Genomic DNA, 14,013 nt, shown 5'->3' with positions numbered 1-14,013 from the left:
TGTACGCGCCATGCTAATGTCGAGTCGATGTTCGCATCATCGGAAAACGCAATTATTCGACAACTTCAACATCTTGATTTAATTTCCGGTAAATACCGACAGCCTCCGATCCGATATTTGAAATTGAACGAATTCCACACGGCTCGAATCTCTCACACACTTCATTATTCTCATCAACATAGCGCCTCCTCAGCCTATCATAAAAGCAGTGATTCTGGAAAATATCCATATCCGAATCATCAAGGCGCCTTACGTTCTCAAAGCCCCCCTTTTCCCGCCAATCCATTGCCGAGACAAGCGCGGGAGGTGCGATCATATTATCCTTATTCAGTATAAATTGCGATTTTTTAGAATCCGAAATTTCATTGTAGAGATAGATTATACAAAGCCGTTCCACACCATACTTGAAATCATCCTTCACAACGAGGCCAGGTATGAATCCGACTCCCTTTATATGCATAACAAATAGATCCCCCCTCTCTGGATTCGACTTCCTCCCACCCTCCAGGAGATTTAGCACCTCCTCCATTTTCACCTTTCTCATTCGAACAGATTCCCTCAACCGTTATCTTTCACCATGACGAACCAGCGGCGAACGCCGTGAACATGCAAAATTCTCAAATCGTGACGCGATCACCGATTTCCAGCCACCCTCGACTAGATCAACGATCTCCTGAACAGAATTTCGCTCAGCGAGGGGCAGTAATACAGTTCAAGGATACCCACATGCTCAGAGAGGCGCCCATCGATTGATTGACCAGCATAAGTAATGCTTATTCGGCCAGGCTCTTAAAGACCGTACGCGGGTACCCAGGAGCATCGAGCGGCATTCCCGACCGTCTCCACGGGTCAATCCACGAGAACGGATTGGGACGCATGTTAATAAAAGTTGTACCCACCGGCGAGCCCGATAGGGTCCGGATCGATGAATCGCCCGATGTCCGGGTCGTAAAACCGGAAAACGGGAGCCACATTTACGGTGCCCGTGCGACCCACTCTTCCTTTACTGCGTTGCCCCATATCTTATAGCGCGTCTTCCAGATCAGTTCCCCGTCAGGGTCAGTCAATTCTTCCGGCAACCCCAAGCGCCGTAACGGAAATAGTAGACAATGCATCTTGCATCAACTTAGTTCGCAGCCGCCACGCCCCAGTCAATGGGCGCAATCATCATATAACATCCGAGTTAGAGAATCGTTAAGAATGGCGAAAATTATTTCACACCCAACAATCAAACCATAAATTCATAATCTTCTCGACAATATTTAATTTAATCGACAAACCACTTTACACCCCATTCCAATCAACCTTACCCTTTAAAAGGCACTCCAATTGATTTACCAAAATCCAGAATCTCAGATTGTAATTTCCAACGAACTTCGGCATCTCCACACCTTCTCCGCCCAGATAAATTTCATCACCCTCCAGATCTTTAAGGAAATCCCACGCGACGTAGAAAAATCTTACCTCTTCTGGAGCGCCTCTCCACGAATCAATATCTGCATAAATCACCTCTTTCCCGGAAGCGATGGAATGCACCCAATCAACTCAATGAGATAATTATAAACTTGCACAATCTCACTCACATTGAGCACTTACAATAGTCATCGCTCTGCGTTTTCCTCTCGCCGCATCCTTCGCATGATAATCGTGACGCCTTCAATTGTGACCCACCGAGGCAACTGGGAACAGTAGATCACACTCACAATCCATCAATTTATATCAAACGCAATTTATTCAAATAAAGATCAGAATTATCTTTATACCTATCACCCTTACCCTTCATACCCTCAAAAAACTCAACTGCAAGCCGCCTCATTTCAGAGACAAACTCTGATCGCTCCACAACCACCTTCACAGTTTCATGAACGGTCACAGCAACAACCACTTTACTTCCCTGAATACCGAAACTTATCTCGACAGGTTGATCCGGAAAGTAAGTTTTAAACCCCTCCCCCCTAGCAACGCATATTACGCCCTCCGCCAAATACGCCCACAATTGATCTACATAATCCCACATTTCCTTATTAATAATCTCAACCCCATTTATAGAAAGCTCAATAGCACCCTCAATGTAGTCAGGATCTGGGATTTTTCCATTGAAATCGTAAAAATTCACAAATTTCTTCTTGATTTTGAGATAAGTATTTGCAACTATCATTCCATCTACTCTTTATAGAATTGACCAACCCTTCCGTTATTCAAACCGAGCACATAATCGGCACCGTCATATGTACCCTTTATCTGATACATGCCCTGAGCACCCTTCGCTTCTAGCAAGCCGCTATTTTGCTTCATGACACTACCAATAGCATCACTGACATCATCAATAGACATCTTCGAATCGAAGAAACTTTGCTTAGCCTTAACCGATCCATCCCAATACTCTGGATGATGACGCTCCAGTATGTGTTTCATTCCGCTCTTCTCCAACTTGAAAGTCTCGGAGCCAAAACGGAAATTACGGCTTCTGAAATCTTTCAAATCGTTGACGACTTTCTGCGGACGCGCGGCCTTTGTGGGTCCACATGACAATCCCCAAGGATCGATCCACGAGATGGGATTCGGTGCGTATTGATAGAGATTGGTCCCGCCGACCAATCCAATCGGGTCTGGACTAATGAACCGTCCAATATCGGGATCGTAATACCGAAACAGGTTGTAGTGCAGCCCTGTCTCCCGGTCCAGATACTCCCCCTGGAAACGCAGGTTCTGTGGCCTTGGTACATGAACTGGCGTCGGCGTCGCTTCCTGCATCGCCCCCCATGCCGGTATGAGGCGCTGCGGCTCCCTCGCAACCCACTCCTCCTGCACCGCGTTGCCCCAAACCTTGTAGCGGGCCTGCCAGACCAGATCTCCACCTGCGTCGGTTAACTCCTCCGGCAGCCCCGAAACATCGTTGTGGAAATAATAGACCGCATCCCTCGCCTCGGCATCGTTAGCCGCAGCCCTCCCCTGATCGATCCGCGCAAGCGGCACATAGCTATTAGCCTCATACAAATACGTCAGCGCTTCCTCACCCTGACGGTCATGATACGTCTCCTGCACCAACCGCATGCCGTCCCACAGGAAATCCGTACTCGCATAACTGCCATTGAGCTTCCGAACCCGCCGGCCGAACGCGTCGTACTCGAAATGCGTCGTCGAGATTCCAAGCCGGTCCTTCGTTACGACAGTCTTGAGCTGGTTCCAATCGTCGTATTCAAGCGCCAGCTCTTTAGCCGGCCCATGACCACTCACCTTGCGAACCAGCCGACCATAAACGTCATACTCGAAGCGCTTGTCCTCGAACATCTTGAGCCGGTTGTGCTCGACGTAGCCACCCGGGTGATCGCTCGACACCAGGTTAGCCGCCGCATCCCAGCGAAACACCTCCGACGGCAATCCCGGCCCCGCCGCCTGTTCAATGCGACCCGTCGGGTCATACCGATAGTTCGTCGTGCCATAACGCTGATCGCGCTTCTGGATCACGTCGCCCGCTGCGTCGTATTGCCACTGCTTCGCAAGCAGGTCATCAGCCGCATGGCCCCGCTGCGCAGCGTGCCGTGCACGACGGCCTACCGCGTCATATCCGAAATGACTGGTCAGCTTGCCCTGCGTTCGCAGCACCTCGCGATGCAGATCATCGCGTTCCATGTCGGCGACCGCAGCACCGTCAACGCGAATCTGGTGCACATGTCCCGACCCGTAATGCAGCCAGTCGATCGTGCGCTCACCGGAGATCGTGGTGCTGACGCGATTGCCGAGTTCATCATAGGTATGCGCGAGCCAGCCGGTCGGTGTGTATTCCTCGACGACCTCACCGCGAGCGCCGTATTTCAAGCTGACCCGATTCTTCAGCGACGGGCCGCGAGCAGCCAGCGTGTACAACTCGGCGGATGTGATTCGGCTCGCCTTGTCGTACAGGTATTCACACCGCTCATGCGCGGCTTGCTTCGCCGTCAGTCGACCGATCGCGTCGCGCTCGTATCGCGTCTCGACCTGTCCATCCCGGACACTCGTGCCTTGGCCACACACGTCATATTCGTACGTACGCTTGTGACCATCCAGTCCGATCTGCGCAGAAACCAGATCGCGACGGTCATACTGGAAGCGATACGTCTCGCGATTCTCGTTGGTCAAACTCGCCAACCGGAACGCATCGTCGTACCCGAATCGCACGACACGATCAGCCGCATCCGTACGTGATACCAGCAATCCCCGCGGATTGAGTTCATAACGCGTGCTGCGCTGATTCGCATCAACGACCTCGACGAGCCGCCCGGCCGCATCGTATCGAAACATCTGCCGCGCACCGTCGGCCGTCCCGATCCCCGTGACCCTCCCCATTGCATCCGTTTCATAGACGGTGGACTGGCCCATCGCGTCGGTCACGCGCGCAAGCGTACCTCGCGCATCGTATGCAAACCGCGTGACCTTGCCTGAACAATCCGTGTACGAGGTCAACTGCGCGCGGCCATTCCATTCGAGGAACTTGTAACCACCCCGCGCATCGCGGATCGTGTGTACCAACCCGCGTTCATCCCGGTGATACTCGGTCGCGAAGCCCGCCGGATCGCGCATCATCGTCAGGTTGCCGCGATCGTCGTAGCGGTAGATCCAGCGCGAGTTGGCCGGATCGGTTTCCGCGACGGGCAGGTCGTAGTGCCCATTCCATTCGGTGCGCTCAACCTGACCGAGTGCGTCTATGCGCTGCGTCTGCCGCCCGCGCTCGTCATATTCGAAGCGGGTCGTGTTCCCTGCCGGATCAGTCGTACTGACCAACTGCCGCTTCGCGTTCCACTCCAACCGCCACACATGGCCTTCGGCATCCGTATGACTCGTCGGCTGCTGATCCTCGTTCCACGTCCACTGCGTCACGCGGCCGATCTGATCGGTGATCGTCACCGTACGCTGCGCGAGATCCGCGTTGAACGTATACGCTTCGCCGTCGTTGGTCCAGTGGCGCACGACACGCGCATCGCGCCCAACACCCTCCCACGCATAGAAACACTGCAAGCCGCCGCGCAACGTGTGCTGAACCATCAGCCCACGCTCGTACGCGAAACGTCGCGCGATATAGCCGCTGCGGTCGGTAACGGCAACCAGCTCGCCAGCATCGTTGTACGCGTAACGCACCAGCGTGTCGGGTTGCTCACCGTCCACGCCACGCGTCAGCTCGATCGCGGCGATGCGTCGAGGGTGCGACTTGTCGTAGGCGAACGCCACGACGCGCCCAGCGCTGTCATGCAGTCGTGCCGGCCGCACGACCTCACCGGCCGCTTCCTGCTCCACCTCGATCCAGTTGCCATTGCGATCCTCGAGACGCCACAGCTTGAGCGTCTCGTCACCCGCATCGCTCCGGGCACGACCGAAATCGCGATACACACCATCGACCGTCTCGACCACATAGTGGCCACCCGCGGTGCAGATCAGGTAAATGCCTTCAGGCACGCTGAAGTGACTCTCACCCGGCGACACGGCCGGGAACACGATATCGCGCCCCTGCTCGTCCCAGTAAGTGATCGACTGAACCTCGCCGTGTTCACGCGCGAGCCGCAGTTCGACGTTGATCGGCACGCTCCATCCCGTCCCGAACAGGCTGTCGGCACGATCATCGAGGCTGCTATAGAAACGCTGCCACACGATCGGCAACGGCCCGGGCAGTACGAAGTCGGTATCGTCCGTGCCGTCGAGAACCTTGCTGCCGGTAATGACATTGACCGGATGCCCTGCCGACGGCCTCGCAAGGCTACCCAGCCAGGTACCGAACGCACCCGCCGCAAAATTCACCGCAAGACACGGCACCTTGCTCTTCAGGAACTGCCCCCAGCTCATCTTCCCGCGCCCGCAAACCGCGAGCGCAATTCCCAGCGCCGCTCCCAGCCATCCGAGCCGGGTAGCCGACTTCACGTCCCTCACCCGCTGCGTGCCGCCGCCGATGAAAACGTTGTCCGAACCTTCGGCAATCGTCCCGTCGCAAGTGGTCTTGTCCCCGACCCGCGCGGCCGGTTGATCGTTGATGTAAACACTCCCCGACCCATCGGCAATCATCTGCGGCCCGGGATGATCGGTACACGCAACGGTATCGAGATCGCCCGGCTTCGCCGCCCGCGCCGCCTTCTTGTTGTTGACGTAAACGTTCCCCGATCCGCTTGCGATCTTGCCCTTGATCTCGGGCGGCACCATCGAATTGGCCAGCGCCTTCGCGCCGTCGTCGATGGCTTCGTTCATCCCGCTCGCTTCCATCAGCGCGCCCGAGCCAACGGCCACGCCGACGCCGATCGCGATGACGAGCGGCGTCGCCAGCCCGGCCGTGCCGATCTCGAGCGCGGCGAGGCCGGCGAATATCAGCCCCTCCATCGCCTCCGCCACCAATGCGCCGACGATGGCACCGCCGACCACCGACCCGACCGTACCGACCAGCTCACCCAGAAACGACGTGTGCTGGATCGGATCTTCGAAGCGAGCGGCCGCGAAGTTTTCCGCGCTCACGACGCGTCACCCGGCCCGAGCAGGGTCGGTCGCGCCGCGCGCGGCTGGAAACTGGCCAGCATGCGGTCGGCGATCGCCTGCTGCTCGTCGGTCAGCGGTGCCGCGCTGGTCAACGTCATCACCAGCACGCGGCCGGCGTCGTCCGACGGAAACATGGTCTGCACCTGATGCCAGAGCCGGCCGTCCCGTTCGTGCGTGGAGTCGATCTGGACGCCCGCACGACCCGCCACCGTCACGGGCCGGCGTGCTTTCTCGGTCAGCATCCTGGCATCGCGCGACGCCACTTCCCATTCGCGCGCGACGAACGCGTCGAGATTCTCCCCGTCACGCAAGCGCCCGCGAGCGATCACGAGATTGAGGCCGCCGGGGCCGGCGTTCATCATCAGGATGTTGACCGTACGATCAAGCGCCGCGTCCGGCAGTTCAAAAGTGCCTTCGTGAATTGCGTAGTGCATGGCTGGTTTCGTTCGTTTTATTTGTTGAGATCGATGCGCTTGCCGTTGACCATCACGCCGTCGTCGGTCATCAGGATCACGGAGCCCTTGTGTTCGAGGCGAATGCCTTCCGGCGCAAGCGAGATCGAGCTGTCCATCACCTTCAGCAGGATGCCTCGCTCGGCCATGTAAACCTGCGTGCCGCCGCCCCCGTCCTTGGCCGGCGTCGTCACCTCGACGGTGGTCGCGGTCGTGCTGCGCTTCTCGGCGATCGTCTCGGTCAGGTTGCCCTGCGGAATCTGCTTCTCTTCGCTGCCGGTGGCCACCAGCACGGTACGCATCGGCCCCAGCACCTTGTGCGTCTCGTTGTTCTCGACGACGGTGTTCATGTCCTTCTGCGCGTGCATGAAGAATTCCTGCATGCCGTTCGTGTCGGTCATGCGGATCTCGTTCGACCCCTGCCCCTTGTGCGTCTGGCTCTTGATCCCCATCGTCTGGCCGGCCGCGCCGTGATACGGGTTGCCTTGCTCGCCGTTGAACACGCGGCCGACGATCACCGGGTTGTCCGGATCGCCCTGGTTGAACGCGACGAGCACCTCCTGCTTGATCCGCGGAATCGCGGCCGCACCCCAGCCGTCGCCGGCCCACGGTTGCGACACGCGCACCCACATCGAATCGGACCCGTCCTTCTTGCCGCGCCGGTCCCACGGAAAATGCACCTTCACCGCGCTGCCGTTGGTATAGATTTCCTCGCCCTTCGGCCCGACGACGATCGCCGACTGCGTGCCGTGAATCACCGGCTTCGGCGTGCCGCGCGGCGCGCGATACGGCACCTTCTTCGGCAGCAGCGCGAAGCTGTTGCGGTAAGGCAGCTTCGCGCTGTGCTGCGTGTAGTCGTTCACCGCCTCGTGACGCACGTGCAGGATCACGTACTCCTGGTTGTTCTCGAGCACCGGGTGATTCGCCACGGTGACCGCGCCCGCCGTGGTCATGCGCCACGCGTAGCCGCCGCCGGTATAGCGGTGGGCCTGCGCCTCCTCGGCCTCCATCGCAAAACGGGCGTAACGGTTGCCGTCATCGCCGTGGTCGTACAGCGACTGGTGCTCGAACCGCTCGGTCGCGTCGAGCCGCGCATGCTTGAGGTTCTGCGGCCCGGCCTCCACTAGCATCAGCGGCGACGACGGGTTCTGGTGGTTGAAGTCGCGGAACGTGACCTTGCCGACGCCGAAGCGCCGGCCTTCGTGCAACTGATCGATCCCGCTGTCCTCACTCGCCTCGGTCGCCGCGAACGGCACCGTGGCGAGCCCGTCGATCGGGCGGAACAGCAGGTTCGAATCGCCGATCACCAGGAAGTGCTTGTCCTTCTCGTAGCGGTGCGTCCAGACGAGCCCCTCCTGCTCCATCAGCCGCGCGCAGAAGTTGTAGTAGCTCTCCTGGTACATCACGACATACTCGAGCGGCTTCTGGCTCGTCCGGATATCGAACACGAAGTCGGAAAACCCGTGCTCCTGGAAGATCTCGGTGAGGACGTCCTGCGCGGTCTTGTTCTGGAAGATCCGGCAGTCGGTCGAGCGCGTCAGGAACCAGAACCACGGCACCGCCGTCAGGTGATACTGCGTGACGTTCCCGGGGTTGCCCGCGCGGTCGAACGACGCCACGTAGCCGTCGAAGTAGCGGTCGTTGTCGCCGGTACCCGATGCGACGACGCGCTCGAGCGTCGACAGGCGCGCCTGCTGGTCGAACCGGATCTTGACCTGCTGGCCGATCAGGTCTTCCGGGCGCAGGTCGTGGCGATGGGACAGCAGGTCGAGGTGGATCTCGGGCAACCGGTTCACGTGCTCGTCGACGACGGCGGCGCTGACCAGCAGCACATCCGGGCCGAGCGGCGTATCGAGCGTCACGTAGCGGTTGAGCTGGGTCAGGCGCGCGGGGTTGGCGGCGCCGTTGATCGCCTCGGCGATCGCGCCGGGCGTCTTGTCCATCAGCGAGAAGCCGGTCTGCGCGAGCTGCATCGCGCGCTGGACGGTGTCGACGTGCCCGGCCAGCCCCGCGAGCGGCCCGAGGCTGCCGGCGACACTCGACGCAACCGGGCCTGCCAGGCCGCCGAGCGCGCTCAACGAGCCCAGCCCGCCGCCGCCCAAACCATTGGGAATACCCCCGTTCGGAGCGAAACTCATTCTTGTTCCTTGCGTATGATCTCAGGTTCCGTAGGCCGGCTGGCCGGCCCGAAGCCCCGATAATGTAGGACAAATTCCGACAGCGCGGAAGCCACTCGCAAACGTTTACGCTCGCGCCCCGAAAATCGGGAAACCAGGCTGGCAGCGGGATTCCGGGGCAGGATCGCCCTCGACGCCCCATGGCGAGGAAGTATTCGAGGAGCCGGCGGGGCGATTTCGTCCGGGCACGTGAAAGCACCGGCTCGAATGCGTCGAGCAGCGCCATCCGGTCGTCGAAGACTGCTTCACCCGGTAATGCGCCACGTCAGCATGTCAGGGGCATGACGATCGGCTGTTCGCGGGGAGCGAACGCCCGGCATTCCGCGGCACGCGCCGCGCCGCCCCGCCGAAACGAAGCCTCATCGCGGCGAAACCACGATCGCCGCCCGCCGGTTCTGCGCGCGGCCCGCCGGTGTCCGGTTGTCGCCCACCGGGTCGAGCTTCCCTTTCCCGACGACCGCGATGCGCTTCGGGTCCAGCCCGAGATCGACGAGTTCGATCGCCACCACCTCGGCACGCCGACGCGACAACTCGACGTCGTAGTCGTCCACGCCCTCTTCGTCCGTATAACCATAGACCCGCACCCCGTTGATCCCCGCCGAATGGAGCGTGCGCCCGATCCGCTCGACGATCCGCCGCACATCGGGCTTGAGGTTGTAGCGATCGAAATCGAACAGGATCGGCCCGGTCGAGCCGAATTCGAAACCCTGCTGGGTTTCCTGGAAACCGGCCGACTTGAGCGCCGTGACCTGCGTCTGCGTCAGCCCGCGATGAAGCGGTGGCGTCTTGCAGCCGCCCAGCAGCATGCACAGCAGCAGCGCACCCCAGGCGCACGCACGCCTGATGCCCACAGGAAACGAGTGGTTCATTTCGCATCCCCTTCGAGTGCGCCCGCGCCGGACGCGCTTGTTGTCATCCGCGGCTGCGGCCTCGCCCGCAGCGCGAAGCAATCGATCAAACCGGTCCCGCGACACCTTCGGCCAGCTGCCACGAGCCTGGCCGGGCGCGCTTGGCCCGGTACATCGCTGCATCCGCCGCGCGCAGCAAACCGCTCGCGTCCGATGCGTGGTCGGGATACAGCGCTACGCCGGCACTCATCATGGTGGCCACCATGCGGCCGTCGGACAGCTCGATCGACGGCGCCATGCCGGACAATATCTCGTCGGCGATCCGGCACACGCTGCCCGCTTCGGGCACGCCCGCCAGCATCACCGCAAATTCGTCGCCGCCGAGGCGGGCAACCAGATCGGTCTCGCGCACCTGCGTGCGCAGCCGCGACGCGACGCCGATCAGCACCGCGTCGCCGGCATCGTGACCGAGACAATCGTTGATCTCCTTGAAGCGGTCGCAGTCGAGATACAGGATCGCGACCCGCTGGCCCGTCGCATTCGCGTCGCCGAGCGCGCGCGCCAGGCGCGACTCGAACTGCACGCGATTGGGCAGCCCGGTGAGCGCATCGTGCGTCGCCTTGTGTTCGAGCGACGCGTTTTCGTCGCGCAGCGTGTTCTGCCAGTCTTCGAATTCGTCGAGCAGCGCATTGAAGTCGTCGCCGAGCTCGTTCAGTTCCGCGATCGCCGCCGGTTCGACGCGCCGCGCGAATGCCCGTTCGCGCCGCACCGCGTGCGCGACGCCGGCGAGCGCACGCAGCGGTGCGACGATGTTGCGCAGCAGGCGTTTCGAGCTCACATACGCGCCGAACACGCTGACGGCCAGGCAACCGAGAATGCCGCCGATGCCGCCGAGCAGGAAGCCGAAGAACTGGTGCCCGCGGCCGCGCACGACGACCTGCCCGACGACGATGCCGTCATGCACGACCGGCACCGCCACGGGCCCGGGCAGCGCGACGTCGGCCACGATGCGCTCGAGCCGCGCGATCCCGTTGCCGGCCGGCAGCTGCCACGTCGCGAACGGCTGGCCGTTGCTGTCGGTGACGACGACCTGCGCGACGTCTTCCTCGCTCGCGATCATCCCGATCGCCTCGTTCGCCGCGACGCGATCGCCGAACACGAGCGCCGCCTCGACCGTATAACCGAGCGAGCGGGCCAGCAGGTTCAGGTTGTTGCCGGCATACGCACGCAACGCGATCACGGCGACGACGATCAACGACACGGCCGCCATCGCGACGGCGACGAACGCGAGGCGCAGGTGCGCGCGGCGCAGCACGCTTTGCAGCGTGGGGCGCGGCATGCGCGAAGGGGGCAGGTGGAGCAAGGGCCGCATCATGGCGCCCCCGGCCGTCGTGCGAGATTCAGCACGTTCGGATGCACGCGCACGCCGCTGCGCGCCACCGCATCGAGATTGATGTCGAACGACACGCGATCGCCGTCGACATTGAGACAGAACATGCCGCCCGCGGTGCAGGACGGATCGTGCTCCGCGATCGTCAGGACCGGATGGCCGGCCAGCGCGCTCCTGACGCGCGTTCTCTCGTCGTTGTTCAAGGTGCCGAGATACACGACGTCGCACGCGATGCCGAGCGACGGATCGTCGAAGCGGACGTGCTGCACGTCGAGCAGCGTCGAGCCGGCCTGCAGCGTATCGGTCAGGCCGCGCGCGTAGTCGGGGCGGCCGGTGACGCACAGGTGCAGACGAACGGGCATGGTCGGCCAGCGCGTGAAGCTGACGATGCCGAGCACGACCTGACGCACGGCGGAGTCGTGTGACAAAACGGCGTGATCGGGTGTCGCCGCGGAATCGGCAGGGCTTGCGGCGGCGGCGATGTGCATAGTGTCGGGCAGACTGTCCGCGTCGGCGGGAACCCCCGCGAGCACGGCCGGCGCCGCCCCCAGAACGCAAACGATTGCGAGAAGTGCGTGGCGCAGTGAAGCGGTACGGCCGGGCCGGCCCGTCTTCCGCGCGGCGATCGCCGCCGCGCACGTTGGCGTCGTTGCCGTCGCAAAACCGGCAGCCGCCGCGCACACTTTCGCATCCATGATGGCAACATCCGCTGGCGTCGCTCCGGCGCTGCCTCCCGCCTCCCTCCGTGCGCGAGCAGGCACCGTATCACGCGCACGATTGCTTCATCTTAGGTAAAAATCCGCGTGATCCACCAGTGGGAAACACCCGCTGGGAAGCGGGGCAAGCACGCTGAATGCGGCTTGCTCGCGACGCTGCGCGTGACTGCGAACATCGTCTTCGATTCAGCGTCGGCGCCGCAGCATTGATCGGCGGATTGGCGCACCGGTTGCATCGTGGATTGCCTCGGTACGAACGGACCGGCCGCAACGGGATGTCTTGCGATGCGCCGTTCGCAATGGCGTAGCGAGCACGCGACGCACGCGGCCGGGCATTCGCTCGAACGCGGGCCGTCGCATCCGGTGACGGCCCGCTGCCGAGAAAGCCACTGACGTAGAATGGCCGGCACCGTCGATTCTTCCGACGAAACTGCACGTCATCTCACCTCGCTGATTCCAATGAACCTCATCGCCAGGATTTTCGGCGCGCGGCCACCGTCCACGGCGCCCTCGCACACGGTCTACTTGCAGCAAGGCCAGGCGATGCCGCTCGCCGACGCGCTGCAGAAGATCGCCGCGAGCCGCGACGTCGCGCTGCTCACGCAGGCGATCGGTCATTACTCGGGCTATGTTCGCGAAGCGGCGATCGCCCGCGCGGTCGAGCTTGGCGACAGCGCGCTGCTCGAACCGATTGCCGCACGCATCAACGACTGGGTGCCCGAAGTGCGGCGCGCCGCGACGAACGCACTCGTCACACTGCTCGCGACCGTGCCGCCCAGGTACTTCGCCGCACTGCTTCCGTCGTTGCGCCAGCTCACATCGGCCACGCGCGAAGATCACGGTCCATGGCTGCACGCATTCGAACAGCGGCTGGTGCAGACAGGCGGCGTCGATACGATCGTCGACGCGATGCACGCCCCGGACTTCCAGCTTCGACGCATCGCTTGCCTCGTGGCATTCGATCACCGGATCCTGCCGGCTGCCGAACTGGTCACGCACGGCCTGACCTCCGGCGACATCGTGCTCGCCCGACGGGCGGTGGCGATGCTCGACGACGTGCCGGCAAGCGATCGCATGCGCTGCATCGATCTCGCGGCCGACTCCCCGTTCGGCCCGGTTCGCCGCGCCGCACTCGCTTACATGATCGACCAAGGCATCGACGACGGCGCCGAGGCGTTCCTGTGGCGGTCAACGCTCGATTCGCAAAGCAGCTTGCGCGCCGCGGCGGCCCGGTTGCTCACCGAACTCGGCCGGAATGTCGCGGACCGCTGCGTTGCGCTGCTCGATACGGGCACGTTGTCCGGTACCCGGGTTCGCGCGGCGCTGTCGTTGCTCGCCGAACTGCGCGCGCCCGCCGCGATAGCGACGATGGAGCGGTTCTCGACGGATGCGCGCAGCCCGGTTCGTGCGCACGCACTCGTGCTGCTGGCTCGGCTGTCGCCATCGATCCGGGACGAGGTGGCCGCGCGCGCGCTGCTGGACCCCGCCCGCAGGATTCGCAAAACCGCGGTGCGCCTGTGCGAGCAAGGTGCATTCGTCTCGCTCGCGCAAATCGAACAGGTGCTCGAGCGATACGGCGATCGCCATGCCGCACGTGCGATCTGCTCACGGGATCAGTGGGACAGTCTCGTGTGCATCGTGCTGATTGCCGCGCGCAATGAGCAACCGGACGATCCGGACGACGCGCTGACGCGCGACCTGCAAACGTGGCTGCGCAATCCCGTCTCGATGTGGACGCGCCCCGGCGCGGCGCAGCGCGCGATGCTCGACACGCCGCAAGCAACACGCCTGCTGGCGACGGTTGCACGCGATCATCGCGAGGAGCTGCGCACCCGGCTCCTGGAACACGGAATCGAGATCTGACGCGCGAGCGGCCGACAACTCGCAGCCCGCAACACGCCCCGCGCCGTCGCGAGTATGCTTGCAGTTCGAACGAAT

12 protein-coding genes are annotated in these 14,013 nt (G+C 61.9%); 1 reads left to right on the top strand and 11 read right to left on the bottom strand.

What is annotated here, in order from left to right; genetic code table 11:
• Positions 1 to 52: 52 nt before the first annotated feature.
• The 11 genes from DPV74_RS08160 to DPV74_RS08120 form a co-directional block, all read right to left on the bottom strand.
• Positions 53 to 544 (bottom strand): hypothetical protein, encoded by a 492-nt coding sequence (locus tag DPV74_RS08160; protein ID WP_162922985.1) that lies wholly within the window; start codon positions 542 to 544, stop codon positions 53 to 55.
• 335 nt (positions 545 to 879) lie between these two features.
• Positions 880 to 1,020: an RHS repeat-associated core domain-containing protein gene (locus tag DPV74_RS42095; RefSeq protein WP_119336944.1), complete on the bottom strand. Its 141-nt coding sequence runs from the start codon at positions 1,018 to 1,020 to the stop codon at positions 880 to 882.
• Entirely contained in the window at positions 975 to 1,115 is a 141-nt protein-coding gene (locus DPV74_RS42090) for an RHS domain-containing protein (RefSeq protein ID WP_081072857.1), read from the bottom strand. The genes DPV74_RS42095 and DPV74_RS42090 overlap by 46 nt, the downstream gene beginning before the upstream one ends.
• A gap of 169 nt (positions 1,116 to 1,284) precedes the next feature.
• Positions 1,285 to 1,536 carry a hypothetical protein gene (locus tag DPV74_RS08155; RefSeq protein WP_162922982.1) on the bottom strand — a complete coding sequence of 84 codons (252 nt, stop codon included), beginning with the start codon at positions 1,534 to 1,536 and terminating at the stop codon, positions 1,285 to 1,287.
• A gap of 178 nt (positions 1,537 to 1,714) precedes the next feature.
• Positions 1,715 to 2,158 carry a hypothetical protein gene (locus tag DPV74_RS08150; RefSeq protein ID WP_155637963.1) on the bottom strand — a complete coding sequence of 148 codons (444 nt, stop codon included), beginning with the start codon at positions 2,156 to 2,158 and terminating at the stop codon, positions 1,715 to 1,717.
• A gap of 5 nt (positions 2,159 to 2,163) precedes the next feature.
• Positions 2,164 to 6,471: an RHS repeat-associated core domain-containing protein gene (locus DPV74_RS08145; protein WP_240439942.1), complete on the bottom strand. Its 4,308-nt coding sequence runs from the start codon at positions 6,469 to 6,471 to the stop codon at positions 2,164 to 2,166.
• Positions 6,468 to 6,926, bottom strand: a complete 459-nt coding sequence (locus DPV74_RS08140) for a DcrB-related protein (RefSeq protein ID WP_059497124.1) — start codon at positions 6,924 to 6,926, stop codon at positions 6,468 to 6,470. Before DPV74_RS08140 ends, DPV74_RS08145 begins: the two co-directional genes overlap by 4 nt.
• Positions 6,927 to 6,943: 17 nt before the next feature.
• Positions 6,944 to 9,082 carry a type VI secretion system Vgr family protein gene (locus tag DPV74_RS08135; protein ID WP_119336943.1) on the bottom strand — a complete coding sequence of 713 codons (2,139 nt, stop codon included), beginning with the start codon at positions 9,080 to 9,082 and terminating at the stop codon, positions 6,944 to 6,946.
• 398 nt (positions 9,083 to 9,480) lie between these two features.
• On the bottom strand, positions 9,481 to 9,990 hold the full coding sequence (locus tag DPV74_RS08130; RefSeq protein WP_119336942.1) for an OmpA family protein: 510 nt from the start codon (positions 9,988 to 9,990) through the stop codon (positions 9,481 to 9,483).
• An 85-nt stretch (positions 9,991 to 10,075) separates the two neighbouring features.
• Positions 10,076 to 11,308 (bottom strand): diguanylate cyclase domain-containing protein, encoded by a 1,233-nt coding sequence (locus DPV74_RS08125; RefSeq protein ID WP_226186953.1) that lies wholly within the window; start codon positions 11,306 to 11,308, stop codon positions 10,076 to 10,078.
• Between the two features lie 32 nt (positions 11,309 to 11,340).
• On the bottom strand, positions 11,341 to 12,054 hold the full coding sequence (locus tag DPV74_RS08120) for a YfiR family protein (protein WP_119336941.1): 714 nt from the start codon (positions 12,052 to 12,054) through the stop codon (positions 11,341 to 11,343).
• Positions 12,055 to 12,600: 546 nt separating this feature from the next.
• Here DPV74_RS08120 and DPV74_RS08115 point away from each other — a divergent pair.
• Complete coding sequence (locus tag DPV74_RS08115; protein ID WP_257943021.1) at positions 12,601 to 13,938, top strand: hypothetical protein; 1,338 nt, start codon at positions 12,601 to 12,603, stop codon at positions 13,936 to 13,938.
• Positions 13,939 to 14,013: the final 75 nt, after the last annotated feature.

It is taken from the genome of Burkholderia sp. HAN2018 (assembly GCF_024704855.1).
GTDB lineage: Bacteria > Pseudomonadota > Gammaproteobacteria > Burkholderiales > Burkholderiaceae > Burkholderia > Burkholderia cepacia.
The sequence above is the reverse complement of the archived record's forward strand: the minus strand, read 5'-3'. Positions and strand labels throughout refer to the sequence as shown.